Origin of the sequence: Alteromonas confluentis (assembly GCF_001757105.1) — a bacterium.
Lineage (GTDB): Bacteria > Pseudomonadota > Gammaproteobacteria > Enterobacterales > Alteromonadaceae > Alteromonas > Alteromonas confluentis.
Map to the genome: position 1 here is coordinate 150,622 of NZ_MDHN01000021.1, position 16,653 is coordinate 167,274.

General features: G+C 48.6%; 10 protein-coding genes. 5 read left to right on the forward strand and 5 right to left on the reverse strand.

Annotated elements, in window-relative coordinates:
* Window positions 1-100: 100 nt before the first annotated feature.
* Complete coding sequence (locus tag BFC18_RS09535) at window positions 101-1,063, forward strand: DMT family transporter (RefSeq protein ID WP_083272999.1); 963 nt, start codon at window positions 101-103, stop codon at window positions 1,061-1,063.
* Between the two features lie 63 nt (window positions 1,064-1,126).
* Here the strand turns inward: BFC18_RS09535 and BFC18_RS09540 are convergent, their stop codons facing one another.
* Window positions 1,127-2,608: a carboxylesterase/lipase family protein gene (locus BFC18_RS09540; RefSeq protein WP_070125320.1), complete on the reverse strand. Its 1,482-nt coding sequence runs from the start codon at window positions 2,606-2,608 to the stop codon at window positions 1,127-1,129.
* Between the two features lie 279 nt (window positions 2,609-2,887).
* Between BFC18_RS09540 and poxB the strand changes: the two genes are divergently transcribed.
* Entirely contained in the window at window positions 2,888-4,609 is a 1,722-nt protein-coding gene (poxB, locus tag BFC18_RS09545; protein ID WP_070125321.1) for a ubiquinone-dependent pyruvate dehydrogenase, read from the forward strand.
* 101 nt (window positions 4,610-4,710) lie between these two features.
* Here the strand turns inward: poxB and BFC18_RS09550 are convergent, their stop codons facing one another.
* Both BFC18_RS09550 and BFC18_RS09555 read right to left on the reverse strand, forming a co-directional pair.
* Window positions 4,711-5,046 carry a DUF3718 domain-containing protein gene (locus BFC18_RS09550; protein ID WP_070125322.1) on the reverse strand — a complete coding sequence of 112 codons (336 nt, stop codon included), beginning with the start codon at window positions 5,044-5,046 and terminating at the stop codon, window positions 4,711-4,713.
* 253 nt (window positions 5,047-5,299) lie between these two features.
* Entirely contained in the window at window positions 5,300-7,708 is a 2,409-nt protein-coding gene (locus BFC18_RS09555; RefSeq protein ID WP_070125323.1) for a glycoside hydrolase family 3 C-terminal domain-containing protein, read from the reverse strand.
* A gap of 477 nt (window positions 7,709-8,185) precedes the next feature.
* On the opposite strand from BFC18_RS09555, the gene BFC18_RS09560 reads away from it, so the two are divergent.
* Window positions 8,186-11,248, forward strand: coding sequence for a TonB-dependent receptor (locus BFC18_RS09560; RefSeq protein WP_083273000.1), 3,063 nt, complete (start codon window positions 8,186-8,188; stop codon window positions 11,246-11,248).
* Window positions 11,249-11,350: 102 nt separating this feature from the next.
* Here the strand turns inward: BFC18_RS09560 and BFC18_RS09565 are convergent, their stop codons facing one another.
* Together BFC18_RS09565 and BFC18_RS09570 are read right to left on the reverse strand one after the other, a co-directional pair.
* Window positions 11,351-12,304: a sugar-binding transcriptional regulator gene (locus BFC18_RS09565; RefSeq protein ID WP_070125433.1), complete on the reverse strand. Its 954-nt coding sequence runs from the start codon at window positions 12,302-12,304 to the stop codon at window positions 11,351-11,353.
* 11 nt (window positions 12,305-12,315) lie between these two features.
* Window positions 12,316-12,969: an HAD family hydrolase gene (locus BFC18_RS09570; protein ID WP_070125324.1), complete on the reverse strand. Its 654-nt coding sequence runs from the start codon at window positions 12,967-12,969 to the stop codon at window positions 12,316-12,318.
* 377 nt (window positions 12,970-13,346) lie between these two features.
* Between BFC18_RS09570 and BFC18_RS09575 the strand changes: the two genes are divergently transcribed.
* Both BFC18_RS09575 and BFC18_RS09580 read left to right on the forward strand, forming a co-directional pair.
* Window positions 13,347-15,095 carry a purine-cytosine permease family protein gene (locus BFC18_RS09575; protein ID WP_070125325.1) on the forward strand — a complete coding sequence of 583 codons (1,749 nt, stop codon included), beginning with the start codon at window positions 13,347-13,349 and terminating at the stop codon, window positions 15,093-15,095.
* Window positions 15,076-16,575: a mannitol dehydrogenase family protein gene (locus tag BFC18_RS09580; RefSeq protein ID WP_070125326.1), complete on the forward strand. Its 1,500-nt coding sequence runs from the start codon at window positions 15,076-15,078 to the stop codon at window positions 16,573-16,575. Before BFC18_RS09575 ends, BFC18_RS09580 begins: the two co-directional genes overlap by 20 nt.
* Window positions 16,576-16,653 lie beyond the last annotated feature (78 nt).

Below are 16,653 nucleotides of genomic sequence, written 5' to 3' on the forward strand. Positions count from 1 at the left end.
AAATATTCTTTTATAGCGCCAATTTCAAGATTTTCAGGAAAAACTTTCTGGCCGAGCCAACGTAAACTTACCGCCCTAAAATGTTGGTTATCGAGGGTATATGAAATCTCCTGCAGCAACCGGACTTTCCAGTCAGGCTCCATCACTTTCTCTTTCTATCAGTGCTGCCCGTCAGGTCTGGGCGGTTATTCTTCTGGCACTGGCAATCATTGTGTTGGGTGGGAACTGGCCGGTAATGAAAACCGGTCTTCAATATGTTTCTCCGCTTTGGTTCTCTGCCCTGCGTTTTGCCACGGGTTGCGCCTGTTTGTTTGCGCTGCAATTGCTAACAGGAAAATGTCGACTACCCACAAAGCGGGATTTTCCTTTAATCGCCAGCGTCGGACTCGTTCAAATGATGATGTTCACGGCGTTGGGTTCCGTGGCCATGCAATCTGTCGATGCCGGCCGATCAGCCGTGTTGGGATATACCACGCCATTGTGGGTTATGCCTGTTGCGGTTTTCGTGCTTGGTGAACGATTAACCCGTCGACAAACCATTGGCACCCTTGTGGGTTTGGCTGGGGTTTTGGTAATGCTGAATCCGATGGCAATAGACTGGCAAGATAGCAATGTGGTTGCGGGCAATATGCTGTTGCTGTTCTGTTCACTTTGTTGGGCAATGACAATTTTACATGTTCGCCATTACAAGGGTGATTCTTCAGCCTATGAACTGGCACCCTGGCAAATGCTCACTGCGACATTACCGCTATTTTTCATGGCTAGGCATATAGAAGGCCCCTTTGACATGACGGTGTCGGCAAACTTCTGGAGCGTAATGGCTTATGTAGGCCCTCTGGCTACTGCTTTTTGTTTTGTCATTATAAACAGTGCAAGCCGGTGGATGTCATCTTCAGCTATGTCTAACGCGATGCTCGGTGTGCCTGTTTCCGGTTTACTGCTGTCGGTGATTTTTCTGGGTGAAACGCTGTCTGTGAGTCTGGCTGCTGGTGGCGCAATTATTCTTTGCGGTATTGCAATTGTTTCGGTAAGAGCCAGTAGAACCAAAACAAAAAAGGCCTGATAAACTCAGGCCCTTAAAAGGCAAGCGCTTTACAGTAAGGCTTTTCTGCGCGACAAGAACGGGTTAGTCACGCCACTGTTGATAAGCTTGCTCCAGCAGATTTAACTTGTTTTCCCTCACCTGCTTTTCAAGATGCGCTTTATCGTCGAATACCATCCAGTTTTGATTGTTATCAGAGACAGCTTGCCACAGCGGTAAACCCTTCCCATTGGGGTTACCGTTTAGAATAAAATTACGCCAATATGCCTGCATGGCCTTTACTGCAGGCTCGTTGCCGGCAAATAATGCGCCGGTTTCAGAGCCGTGGCCAGCGCCTGGTTTATCGGATGGTGCTACGTCGAAGAAATACCGATATCCCGGCTGCCCCACATTGGCCATGGCGCGGGTAGTAATAGAGCCAGCCATGACATAACGCATATCGCCAAACAAATGTTGAAATGGCAGTGCTGTCAAAGCAGGTTCGGCCAACCCGTAAGCAGCCGTTACTTTGTCCTTCACCGGCGTAATCATGGTTAGTAGTCGGCTTGGTGCGACACCAGCATAAGGGTAAACGCTACCGTCATAACTGTTACCGCCACTGATGTAAGGCACCGCGTGCTGCTTACCTTGTTCAAATAATCTGGCTGGCTCATCGGTAAGGGTCATTCCGTCTACCACGGGTAAATGAAAACCGTCTATGGCGTGTACAAACGCGTTTGCGGGTGTTGCGTATAATGTTTCCAGCGAGGGTTGTAATGAGCCCGTTGCTTTTGTGGCAATGGCGCGGGAAATGGCTTCCGCACTGGCACTGCCCTTCACTGTGGCGACATCAGCGGTGCGTGGTAACGGCCAGCTACCATAACCACTTTGCGATATTGCCCCGCGAAACTGCCCTGCACCTTTCGCTGTCACCATCATCATTTGAATGGCCATGCCGCCCGCAGAGTTGCCAGCGATGGTTACCTTATCTGCGTCACCACCAAAACTGTCGATGTTGGTCTGCACCCACGCCAGCGCGGCAGTCATGTCCATAATACTGAAATTTGCCCCTTCAGATTGTGCAAGTTGGCCATGTGAAAAAATGCCCAGCGCGCCCAGTCGATAATTAAACGACACAACCACCATGCCTTCTTTTACCCAGCGCGCAACCACCTCTTCTGGTAAATCTCCTGCACCACCGACATAACCACCGCCGTGGATCCACACGAAAACGGGTAGCTTGCTATCAGCACTGACGTCTTGCGGCGTAAAGACATTAATAAAAAGGCAATCTTCGCTGGTATCCGCCTTGTTCCGTTGCGGGCAGCTGCTGCCATATTCGGTAGCCTTTAATGGGGTTGATGTGACCTCTTTTGCCTGCGGTGGTTGCCAGCGCAGTTTACCAACCGGCGCCTTTGCATACGGTATCCCTTTGAAAGCGTTAACCCCGTTGACATTCGTTCCCACAATGTCACCCGCCGGCGTATGGCGTAATGGCTGTTCTTGTGCCGCGCTTTGTGAAGTAAAGGCGACGGATGCAACAAGCAATGCTGCCGCTGAAAGAAACTTCCGGGAAGAAACGCCCATAGATTATCCTTATTTACAGAGTTTTGTAGACGAGCTATCGATGATGCAGTTGAAAAATATGTTATCAAACTGCTGATTAGTAACAGTAAATTAACATCTTGGGCGTTGTATGTCTCGCCGAAATTGGTCCGATGCGTTTAATCTACCGAGGATGTGGACGAACAGAAAACCAACAGCCTCTTTGTCTGCGTATCAGTTTATACAGACCTCTTTTTCACACCTTCAACCCGGATGCGCATTCTCTGCTCCCGGGTTATTAAAGATATCAAGGACATCATCATGTCAAAAACGATTGCTGAGTATCTGGTAGACAGTTTGGCTAACGCGGGCATAACAAAGATTTGGGGCGTTACGGGTGACTCTCTCAATGGCATTAGCGACGCGCTGGAGAAACATAAATCGGTACAGTGGATTGGCACCCGACACGAAGAAGTCGCCGCTTTTGCTGCTGGCGCGGAAGGTCAGATCACAGGCAAGCTTGCTGTTTGTGCGGGTTCTTGCGGGCCCGGTAATATGCACCTTATTAACGGTGTGTACGACTGCCATCGTAGCCATGTTCCCACTTTGGTCATTGCCAGCCATATTCCCTCTCATCAAATCGGTTCAGGCTATTTCCAGGAAACCAATCCCAAAATGCTGTTTTCCGAGTGCAGTGCTTATTGCGAAATGATCACTTCGCCACAGCAGTTACCTTATGTCCTTGAAGTTGCCATGCGCACAGCCATTTTAGAGCAAGACGTAGCCGTTATCGTACTGCCTGGTGACGTCGCTTTGCTCGATGCGCCAACGGCTACAATGAATTGGCAAGCGCCGGCCTTGCCGACAATCACACCAAATGATGAAAGCATCGACGACATGGCGTTGCTGCTAAACAATGCAGATCAAATCACCATTCTTGCGGGCGCAGGTTGTAAACATGCCCACAAAGAGCTTATTCATCTTGCTGAAACCCTCAAAGCGCCTATTGTTCACGCGATGCGGGGCAAAGAGTTTGTAGAATACGATAACCCCTATGATGTTGGTATGACTGGTCTGATTGGCTTTTCGTCTGGCTATCACGCTATGGAAAATGCCGACACGCTCATTGTGCTTGGAAGCGCTTTTCCTTATCGCGAATTCTATCCGCAAGACGCTACCATCATTCAGGTAGATAAATCGCCACTGGCATTGGGTGCTCATGCTAACGTTGACCTTGCTATTCAAGGTAATGTTAAAGAAACCTTGAAAGCCTTGTTGCCAAAGCTACAACGCAATGATGACGCCAGTTTCCTTAATGCTGCCAGAGACCACTATCACAGTGCGCGAAAGTCACTGGACAAACTTGCCCGTCCTTCAGACAACAAAACGCTAATTCATCCACAGTACCTCACTAAACTCATCGATGAGCATGCCGATGAAGACACCATTTTCACCTGTGATGTGGGCACACCGACGGTTTGGTCTGCCCGCTATCTCACCATGAATGGACAACGCCGCTTGCTGGGTTCGTTTAATCATGGCTCGATGGCAAATGCCATGTCGCAAGCCATTGGGGCTCAGAGTATTGATAAGAATCGTCAGGTGGTTGCCCTGTGTGGCGACGGTGGTTTTTCGATGTTGATGGGCGATTTGCTTACGCTTAAACAGCATAAACTGCCGGTAAAATTGGTGGTGTTTGACAACCACTCACTCGGATTTGTCGCAATGGAAATGAAAGCCGCAGGTTTCTACTCACACGATACCGATTTGGATAACCCGGATTTTGCTGAGATAGCGAAAGGAGCCGGCATCGATGCGGCCTGTGTGGAAAACGGCAGCGAACTGGAACAGGCAGTAAAAACCATGCTTGCCAGTGAAGGGCCTTATCTGTTGTCAGTGAAAACGGCAAAACAAGAACTGGCTATGCCACCGAAAGTGAAACTTGAACAGGCTAAAGGCTTTAGCCTCTATATGTTGAAAGCCATTTTGAATGGCGATGGTAATGCCTTGGTAGAGCTGGGAAAAACAAACCTGTTGAGATAATGTTTAACCCGCATTGCATCGACAAATCGTTTTTCACCAACCCCTGTGAACTGAACAACATCGATACAAAAGCAATGCGGGTAAAACCATTACCATGCTAATTACTGAGCAGCGTTAAGGCTGGCTAAGTAATTTTCTTCTGAGTAGCGGCCACTAGTAATGAAATCGTTAACCGACTGCGGGTTCTCGCTGTACTGAGCAACGAAGCTGACAATAGGCATGTCGTTGCAGGTAATTTTGTTTTCAACATATTGCTTGGTTAGGCCCGCATCTTTAATGGCAGAACGCAGCGCGAATTTATCGCCGGTAGCAGCAGTAACACAAATTTTTGAAGACGCCGCATCATCAGCAACATACAGTTCAGGCGTTGCCATTGCCGCACCAGTCAAACCAGAAAATAAACCTACTACCGCCAGAGTTTTCGCTAATACTTTCATAATTTATATCCTTTGCAATTATTTAAAGAGTGGAGCCGTTTGCTCCCTCTTCCTATCGCAAGGCGGATGCCAAAATTATTAATTTAATATTTTCAACGACTTACTAAAAAATCCGTCATTCCCCGATTCAAGAATTAGCGATACTGACCAGCCTATTTTAAAAAACCACCATTTTTTAGTGTGATAGACATTTGACCAGCAGATTTTCAGTAAAAAAGAAAGAGCCGACAATGCCGGCTCTAAGTGGGGAAATTTACTGCGCAGTAATTTCTTTCACCTTCGGTGAAGGGTTAAGCGTTACCGAGACTTTGTCTGCAACCACTGGCGTAGCCAAATTTATTGTGGCAGTAGCACGAATATCCGCCGACGATGCACCTAGCATAAGCGTGTATTCACCTGCATCGGCCACCCACGCCCGTTGCGCGGGGTTAAACGAAGCCAGCAACTTAGGCGTAAGTGTAAACGTGACCGTTTCTGACTGCCCTGGGCGCAGCGCTGCGGTTTTTGTAAAGCCTTTCAATTCTTTAACAGGCTTCGCAAGACTCCCCTTCGGGGCTGAAACGTACAATTGAACCACTTCTTTACCCGCGGCATCCCCCTGATTAGAAATGGTGGCCGACAAGGTAACATTACCGTTACCGTCGTTGCTGGTTACCTGTAAATCGCTGTAATTAAAGCTGCTGTACGACAAGCCATAGCCAAACGGATATGCTGGCGCAATGTTAAATGCATCATAATAACGATACCCTACATAAACCCCATCTTCGTAATTTAGTTGGCTGTGATGACCCACGAACAATCCGATATAAGGGTCTGTTACCTCTTCATCGCTCACATTGAATCCTGGAAATGAGTCAGACGACGCTACATCGGAATAAGACATGGGGAACGTTGTTGCCAGTTTGCCCGACGGATTAACTTTCCCTGTGAGCACGTCGACCAATGCATTACCCGCCTCCTGGCCGCCCTGCCATGGCAGAACAATGGCATCGACTTTATCTCGCCAACTGGCCGTTTCAATCACGTTACCAATGTTCAATGCCACCACCACTTTTTTCCCTTTTGCATGGAAAGCTTTTGACACTTTGGTGATCAGCGACTGTTCAGCATCAGTCAGGTCAAAATCGCCTTCAACGCCGCGGTCCTGAAATTCACCGGCGTTGCGCCCTAAGGTTATCAAAGCGACGTCTGTGGAATTAGCGAGCTTTGCAACCATCGCCTCGCTGGGCTCAAATTCTGGCAGCGGCGGCAACAAATCAAAGAAGTTTTTCTTTTCAGGTTGTTTGGCTTTTTCAGCCGCCATAAAGGCATCGTAGGATTTCTGCAGCGAGCGCTCGACTTTCAACGGACTGTTTTCCAGCCCCTGCACCAAAGAAACCGTGTAGGCTTCGTTAACATCACCACTACCGGTACCACCAGCAATGAATTCATAAGATGTGTTGCCAAAAGCAGCAACCGTTTGCGAACCGGTTAACGGCAGCGCATCTCCTTTATTTTTCAACAATACAACACCTTCAGCTGCCGCCTGACGGGCAACCTCAGCATGGCCTTTTAAGTCCGGCTTGTCAGAGTAGTCATAATGATTGAAAGACGGTGATGCAAACATCACGGTGAAAATTTTGCGCAGATTACGATCAAGGGTACTTTCATCCAGAGTACCATTTTTCACCGCATCAATAATGGCCTGACGCTGATCTGGCATGCCCGGCATGATGAGATCGTTACCCGCCTGCATTTGCGCTGGTGCGCTGTCGCCTGCAAACCAGTCCGTCATCACCAAACCTTCAAAGCCCCACTCTCCGCGCAGCACGTCTGTCAGTAGCACTTCGTCTTGCGAGGTATAGGTACCGTTTACCTTATTGTATGACGTCATAATTGCCCAAGGCTGGGACTCTTTTACCGCAATCTCGAATCCGCGTAGATACAGTTCACGATAAGCACGCTCGTTCACATGCGCGTCCATCCACATGCGGCTGGTTTCCGCACTGTTAGTAACAAAGTGCTTAATGGTTGCGCCTACACCATTCGACTCAATACCGTTAACAATTGATGCTGCCAGGTTGCCGCTCAGATAAGGATCTTCAGAATAGTATTCGAAGTTTCGCCCACCTAATGGGTTGTAGTGAATATTCATGCCCGGTGCTAAGAAGATATCCGCACCATACTCTTTCACTTCTTCGCCCATGGCAGCTCCCACCTCGGCCACCAGCGTTTTGTCCCAACTGGACGCCAGCAAAGTGGCAATAGGAAAGGCTGTGGCATAGTAGGTAGCGTCGTCGTTTTCACGTTTTGGCTCAATACGCACGCCAGCAGGACCATCGGTTAATACCATTGCGGGAATGCCCAACTCAGGAATTTCGAAAGTAGAACCCGCCGCACCCGGCACTTTTTCAGAGCCGCCTACCCCACTTACAGAGAAACCGGTTCCAGTGACCATTTTTACTTTCTGCTCAAGGGTCAACCGACTGATAAGATCATCTGCTCTAGCCGTTACAGGCGCACTGGTATCTTCATAAATATCCAGCTTGTTGTTGTGGTTTCGATCGTTAAATGACAATGCGTTTGGTCCTGCCTGTGATGCTACCTGCTGAACATCAGCAGAACAGCCCACCACGCCGGCTAAAGCACAGGCAATTAAAGAAAATTGGAAACGGTTTCTCATAAGTTTACTCTTGTAATTAGAACGAAGATATCGATGTCATTTAACAATAGAAATTTGTATCAATTTAAAACGTAGCCCGCCAATTTCATTAGTTTACGGAAATATTAATCGGCAGAAATAATGACATCGATATCATTATTGCTTATTTCGGTTGTTATTGAAAAGAAAAAGTTGCGTAAAGGTTAACAGGCAGTCGATTGGAGATAAGCATTTAACCGCCGTTGAACACAGGCTAATGTCGGTCTAAAAAGCGTGGGCGACAGAACCATTCAAAGTAAATTCCTAGTGTGACCAGTTACCCCTAACTTGCAGAAACTAAATAACTTTTCCCGTCATAGCTTTCATTATTAAGCTAAACGAACAGCAATATTACGTTTTTAAGACAAAACAAATCTTGACCCTCTTTACACAATAGTGAAAGTTAGTCATTGGAAGGGAGTAGTTTCCAAATCTTTAATTCTTTAAAAGGTCATAATAATGAAACAGGGATTCACGCACACCACCAAAGCGTGTTTTGTCGGTGGGTATCTCAGCCGTGCTATAAACCACGCAATTCACACTCACTGGAAAAACCGTTCTTCCATCTCTTCAGCGCTTTTACTTACTGCCGGGGTTGCCACAACCATGATAGTGGCCCCCGCCCAGGCCCAACAAATTACTGGTAGCGTTAAAGGTACCGTAACCGCGCCGAGCGGCAGTGTTTCCGTTAGCGGCGTAACCGTAACGGCAACCAGTGATGTTATGCCAAAACCGCGTACCGCTACCACACGCCCGGATGGCTCGTACAGCCTGCTTTATTTATTGCCTGGCTATTACGAACTCACATTTACCTTTGCCGATGGCTCGGTAAGAAAAACCTCAACACAAGTACTTTTGGAACAAGCGTCGGTTGTCGATTTAGCCTATCAGCCAGCAGAAACCGAAGTTATCGAAATTTACGGTTCGGCCATTATTACTGAAGGCGATTCTTCGCTCTCTAACTCCTTCGGAGAAGATGTTATCTCTAACATGCCTGTCGGACAGTCCTATCGCGAGATGCTGAAAATACTGCCAGGTGTGGAGTACACAGAAAACGGTAAGCTAGGACCGTCGGCCGGTGGCTCTGGTGTAGATAATAGTTACGCCTTAGACGGCGTAGATTTGTCATTGCCCATGTTCGGTAACCTGTCCTCTGAACCTGCTACTCACGATATCGCTTATCTTTCTGTCGACCGTGGCGGTGCCAAGGCAATTGGCTTTAACCGTGCAGGTGGCTTCTCGGTGAACTCCACCTCAAAATCCGGTACCAATGAGTTCCACGGTAGCCTGGAATATCGACTCCAAAATGCTGATTTCACCGCAACGCCTGAAGATGGCGTGATCAGCGATGTAGACCAAAGCTGGATAATCGGCTCTCTGAGCGGCCCCATCATTGAAGATACCCTGTATTTTTACGGTTCTTACTACCGACCTGAAGAAACCGGCGAAGATAAAGTCACCGCTTATGGGCCGGCAAAATCGTATAAAAGTACCCGCGATGAATATTTCGGCAAGCTAACCTGGGCGCCCACCGAAGAAATTTTACTGAATGCCAGCCACCGTGTATCAGACAAAGAGATCACCGGCGCTTCCATTGGTGAATTTGAAACCGATGACCGCTCCCAGGGAAGTGAATCGAAAATCAACATTACCTCAATTGACGGCTCCTGGTTGGTTGGCGATGCCTCTTCATTCACTTTCAAGTATGCAAAATATAAAGAAGAAGGTGCGACCCTGCCGGATGTGATGCTTAACTTCACGCCCGTTATGGGCGATGCACTAGATTCAAGTGATTTAGCGAGTCAGGGCGCATTTGGCATTCAAAGTTTGCGCGACTACCCGGAGGGCGCTGATGCAGCGACAATGGCCCAATACGACCTGTTTAACAGCTATGCCCAACAATATATCAATCAGTACGGTTATGTGGGCGATGACGGAGAATTAAGCGGCGGTGGTGGTGTGGGCGTTTATCCTACCATCGACTCTGTGGAATATTCCCGCGAGTCGTTCCAGGTAGGCTTTGATACCGAACTTTACACCGGTAACCTCACCCATATGATTCACCTGGGAGCACGCTGGTCTGAACTCGGCGAAGATTTGCGCCGAGTTTCAAATGGCTGGGGGTCTATCGCCTATGTGGGTGGTTTAGGCTCTGATGGCGAAAATGATGTGTCGGATGTGTTCTATGAAGTCAGCATTGAAGCGGCCAGTTTTAATCCCGACGGTACCATTATTCCCTCGCTGAAATCGTCTTCAGAGTCGATTGATTTAGAGTTTAATGATGAAATTCAGCACGGTGATTTTACCTATAACATTGGTTTCTTGCTGAGTCAGGACACCCTTTACGGGCAAGGTTTAAGAGAGAACAGTAATAATCTTTCCGGCTACGAGTTAGCCCCGGGCGAAAAGTACGAAATGTACAAAACAGACTGGAAAGATATGTTTCAGCCTCGCCTGGGTGTGAAATGGGAATACCAGGACGGCGCCAACGTGTTCGCCAACTACGCCAGCTATAACCCGAACGCCAGTTCTCTGGCCCGCGCAGCCTCGTGGGATCGCAACATCCGCGGTACCTTGTTGGTTCACTTCGATGAAAACGGTGAATATCTCGCAGCCGGTGGTGCGCCAGGATCATCGGGCAAATTCTTTGCCGACAATTTACGCCCTCGCCGAATTGACGAGTGGACACTAGGTACCTCAAAACTGCTGACTAACCAATTCTTCGTGCGTTCCCATTTGCGTTATCGCTATGGTAGCCACTTCTGGGAAGACATGCCTAACGGCGCTCGTCTCTATGGCGAGTACGGCCCTGCTGGCGGCGTACCGGAAAACATTGCGGCGAAGGGTTTGTATATTCCTAACCTCGACGACATGCGTGCTGAAGTGGGCGGTTCCAGTTATGTCATTGCCGAAGTTGACGACGGTCAAACCAAATACTGGGAATGGAGTGTTGAAGGCGAATACAACAACGATAAAGTTTTTGTGAACGCCTCTTACGTGTGGAGCCACTACTACGGAAACTTCGATCAGGACAACACTTCAACCGGCAACGATGCCAACCTGTTCATTGGCTCATCGAACTATGGTGATGGCCCGGGTCGGATGCCTTGGGATTTCCGCTACGGTAATCTGGCAGGCGACAAGCCGCACAAGGTGAAAATTAACAGTACCTACACCACCGACTGGGATGGCGTACTGGGCGCGTTTTTCATCTTCCAGTCTGGCGGTGCCTGGACAGCATGGGATGGAACGCCTTACGGCTATTCTTCAAGCACAACCCGTTATGCCGAACCGGCGGGAACCCGCCGCGACGCCAGTCACTGGCAGCTCGATTTAAGTTATACCCAGTACTGGGAATTTGTGGAAGGCTACACGGCACGATTCCGTGCGGATTTGTTTAACGTGTTTGATAATCAAACCGGTTACAGTGCCAACCCGCTGATGACCAGTGAGTTATTCGGCCAACCACGTAACTTCTATAACCCTCGCCGTATCCAACTCGCCGTAGGTATCGAGTTCTAGTGTTTTGCGTGTGATAAATACAAAAACGGTCACTCAGCAGTGACCGTTTTTTTATTCAAGCGCAATAGCGACCTGCAGTGCCCGACGCTCCAACATCGTGAATCAAGTCAGTAATCGACGTGCCGTGTATTCATTGGTGATAAGGCCGTTTATCAAACCCGCACGCAGTGCGCCACGTATTGCGGCCACCTTCCCTTCCCCAGCGGCAATGCCGATGGTCGGCTTATACTCGAAGGTAGATAAGGAAGTGCTGGTTACGCGCGTATTCACGCAGCAGTCGAGAATGATGCCATCTTGGTTATAGATCCAACTGATAATTTCGCCTGCCGCCCCCTGCGTTTCCAACTCAGCAAGTTCTGATTCAATAATAAATCCATCATCGTGCAAAGGCGACTGCGTGCCCAATTGCCCAATGCCGACAAACACTACATCAGCTTGTGCAGCCAATGTTTGTACTTTCGCAACATTGGGCAGGTTGTGCCAGTTGGTTTTCTCGGCAGCACTACCGGCAATAACAGGTAGCGGCATGGGATAATGCACAGCACCAATTCTTTCTGCCACATGCACTGCAACCTCATAGCGGCTGGCTGAACCATCATCGGTAATGTTTCCCACCAACGAAACAATTTTGTGCTGTGGGCAATCCATGACAGACAACTCATCGGCGCAAGCTCGCAAAACTCGACCAGTGCCAAATGCCACCACTTGGGGGTCTGCGCCTTTAAGGTAGCGTTCCATCTCAGCAGCCCCCGCCTGAGCAAGTCCGGCGGTCGATGTTGGGCTATTTTCAGCACTGGGCACCACTTCACAGGTGCTTAAACCAAAGGTTTCCTGTAATTGCGCGGCGAGCGTCATGCAAGCGGCCAACGGATGCTCCAGGCGCATCTTAATCAGGCCCGCAGAAACCGAAAGCGCAACCAGGCGCTGTGCAGATTGCCGGGAGATACGCATTTGCCGTGCAATTTCGTCCTGGCTTTTACCCGCAACATAGTACAACCAGCCCGCTCGGGCGGCGTCTTCCAGTTTCTGTTGTTCACCTGCAGAAGTCGATTTCATCGGTTTATTCACTACTTCATAATTTCTGAGAATTGTACGGCAAAATCACGCCAATCTACTAATGTGTCTTCGCCCTGCTGCCCCACATGCGTCAGATGACTTCCACCCACGTAATGCCGGAAATGCATACCTGCCGCTTTTGCTGCCGCCAGGCCAGGGGCAGAATCTTCCAGTACCAAACAAGAAGACGGCGCAGTTTGATAACAGGATGCCGCGTGTAGAAACAGATCTGGGGCAGGCTTTCCTCGCGCCACCATAGAAGCGGTAAAGATCTGCGGTTTGGTAAAGTAACGGTTTAAGCCAGAAACCGACAACGCCATTTCTGTGCGCGCTGGGCTGCTGCTGGTTGCCAAAACATAAGGAACACGCAGTGATTCCAGCAATGCTGTGATGTGAGGAGTAACGGTGAGCTTCCTGGCGAATATCATTTGCAGTTCGTGGGCAAATTCATCCGTTAACGCGTCGGTCACTTCTAACTCAAAGTCGTGCAGAATTTTTGCTTTAACGTGCTCCATACTTCGACCAAGAAAATGGCTCGCAAAATACGCACTATCGATGCGGATCCCTCTGGCAGCGAGTAATTGAACCCACACCTGCAAACTCAACACTTCGCTATCAATCAGCACACCGTCGCAGTCGAAAATGACCAGTTCGATTTGTTCCATTTCACATCCTGTTCAGCTTGAAATCGTTTCAGACTTCAACGTTAAAACATAAAGCAGCCGAGCCGCAGTGTATCTAAAAACAATTTTTACATCAGCCCGAATTACTCGCCGTACTGTTAAAAGAGAAATAAAAACCAACGTAATCAGTTCAGTAACTGAAAATCGGCTCATATAAGCGTGGCAATTCAGTTGGGTATACTCGCTAGGTTTGTTAATGCACTGTTGACACATTAACACCATGCTGAGAATATGCCCACACAAATAGCATATGCTCAAACAGTCATATTGAAGACCTGAATTTGTGTCAGGTCGAGTTTTCACTATGGTTACTGAGTGCCAACGCTGAACAATAAGAGAACAACCAGTGGAAGTTAACAATGCATAATTCTCAAACCGATCTACATCAGATTGAAGAAGAACAACTCCCCGTTGCCCAACATAAGCTTAAAGGCTGGCGGCACTTTCTCGGGCTTTATGCCGGTGAACACGTCGCTGCCTCAGAATTTGTATTTGGCGCCACCTTTGTAGCGCTTGGTGCATCTATGACTGATATTTTATTGGGCTTGCTAATCGGCAATATACTTGCTGTGTTGAGTTGGACATTTATCACTACCCCAATCGCGGTTGAAACCCGTCTTAGCTTGTATACCTACCTGCAAAAAATTGCTGGCAGTTCTATGACGCGGCTCTATAACTGGGCCAATGTGATTATTTTCACCGTCATTTCAGCGGCAATGATTACCGTGTCCGCCACGGCGGTGCGCTTCGCACTGAATATTCCGGCGCAACTTAACTGGTACCCAACCAATGCCTGGTTTGTTTTAGTTGTTCTGGCTGTAGGCATTATCGTGGTACTGGTTGCCATGTATGGATTCAATGCGGTATCTAACTTTTCCGGCATTTGTGCGCCCTGGCTTTTCGTAATGTTTATTTGCGGGCCGTTAGTACTGATGCCTGAATTGGCCAACGCCGTTATCGGGCAAACAACCATTTCCGGTTGGTCTGACTTTATGCACATCGGCAGTGTTTCTGTGTGGACTGGCGTTGATGCCAGCGGCGAACCGGGCATTGGGCTCATGGAAGTGATCGGTTTTTCCTGGGCAGCGAACACCATCACCCATTTTGGCCTTATCGATATGGCTTTACTGCGCTACGCACGTAAACGTAGCTATGGTTTATGTACTTCTGCTGGCATGTTATTCGGCCACTATATTGCCTGGATTTCTGCCGGTATCATGGGCGCAGGGACCGCAATACTGGTGCAAAAATCCATTGTTGAACTCGACCCCGGTGACGTGGCGTTCCATGCGCTTGGCTTGTCGGGCCTGGTGATCGTAATCGTTGCAGGATGGACCACAGCGAATGCAAACCTGTATCGCGCGGGCCTGGCTGCACAAGCTATCTTCACTAATCATTCTCGTAACCGTACAACATTTATTGTTGGTCTGGTGACCGTTGTTATTGCTTGTTTTCCTTTTGTATTCACCAAGTTATTGCCACTGCTTACCTACGCAGGACTACTGGTGGTGCCCGTTGGCGCCATTGTATTTGCCGAGCACTTTTTGTTTCCTAAACTCGGTATGACACGCTACTGGGCCAGTTATAAAAAGCTCAATCACAGCACGCCAGCCGTTGCAGCGTGGGCGTTAGGACTGGTATTCGGATTCGGCTTGAATGTGCTGGATGTCATTTCGTTCTACTACCTGTTCCTGCCTACGTGGGTGTTCACCATTGGCGTGTATATCTTCCTAGCCAGAAAGCATGGCGCTAAAGAATCGTATCCAGCAGAACAAGCAGAAATGGAAGCTTTCGACCAACGTGTTGAAGTACATCAGGCAAAGCAAGGTGCTGCAGAACCCACACTCCAAGAAGATACGTCAGCGCTTACTCGTCTACTCAGCACAGTATCGGTAGGCAGTCTACTGGTTACCCTGGCGCTAGCCGTCAATACCATGTTTTTATCACCCGACATGCAGGACTATGCATCTAACCGCAGCCTCTTCTTCTCTATCGGCTTTGCTTGCACGGTAAGCTATTTTGTTACCGCTTATTGGGCGATGAAACGCAGACAGCAGCAGGCCACAGCTTCACAACAGGATTTCGTTAATGCCACTCACTCTGAATAACCAAAACCTTCATCAACTACCGGCACACATTAAAGTGCCGGAGTATAATCGTGAAACCCTTAAACCCGGTATCGTACATGTGGGCGTGGGCGGCTTTCACCGATCTCATGAAGCCTTTTATACCGACAACTACATGTCTGAAACTGGCGATACCCAGTGGGGCATTTGTGGCGTAGGTTTGCGGGAAGGAGACCGGAAACTCAAGCAATGTTTAGAACAACAAGATTACTTGTATTCGTTGCTTATTAAACATCCTGATGGACAAAGTGACGTTCAGGTTATTGGTTGTTTGACAGATTTTCTGATTGGACCAGACAACCCTGCTGCCGTTATCGAAACCATGGCCGCCTCTGACACTAAAATCGTGTCGCTTACCATCACCGAAGGTGGCTACAATTTTAATCCGGCTACAGGCGAATTTGATTTCTCAAACCCAGATGTCAAACATGACATTGCCCATCCAGAGTCACCGCGTCTTGTATTTGGCTATTTGGCCGCGGCATTGAAGCTCCGGCGCGATCGCAACCAGAAGCCATTCACCGTGCAATCTTGCGATAACATTCAGCATAACGGGCATGTTACCCAAAAAATGCTGACCAGCTACATCAGTGCTTTCGACGAAGAATTGGCCGATTGGGTTTCAACCAATGTATGTTTTCCTAATGCCATGGTTGATCGTATCACCCCCGCGACAACGCCCGCGGTAATCGATGAATTGCAGGAATGCGGCATTGATGATGCGTGGCCGGTAACCTGTGAGCCATTTCATCAATGGGTAATTGAAGACAGTTTTAGTACTGGGCGCCCTGGTTGGGAACGCTGCGGCGCGCAACTCGTCGATGATGTAACCCCATATGAAACCATGAAGATTCGCTTGCTTAATGCCGGCCACACAGTGCTTGGCATATCAGGCTCTTTGCACGGCTACAGCACCATAGATGAAACCGTAAGCGACCCGCTTTTTGCCCGCTTTCTGCGAATGTTTATGGATACTGAAGCCACACCGGTTCTTCAACCCGTTCCCGGCATCGATTTATCCGCGTACAAAGATACCCTGCTTACCCGATTCAGTAACCCGAACATCAAAGATCACCTGAGTCGCATTTGTTCTGAAAGCTCGTCGAAGTTTGCCACCTTTCTGGTACCAACGATTAAAGAAAATCTGGCATCAGGTGGCAGCGTGCACTGTGCCGCATTCATCGTTGCAGCCTGGTGTCGATATAGCTATTCAGGTAAAGATCAGCACGGAAATCCGCTTGAGATTATTGATGTTCAGGCCAGCAAACTGAAGCAGTTTGCAACGTTGAGTAAAGATGAACCGCTGATATTTCTACGTCAGAAAGAAATTTTTGGTGAGCTGGCAGAATACCCAGCCTTTGCAAAGTTGTACGCGGGCTTTCTCAGTCAGCTAAACAATGATGCATCGGTTGCCGCGATAATACAGGCCATAGCAACATCGTCGCAAGCTGCGCATGCTTAGCATCATATGACACACTAAAAAAAGGGCCACGTTGAAACGTGGCCCTTGGTGATTAGTCGTAGCCTGATATTACGCTAC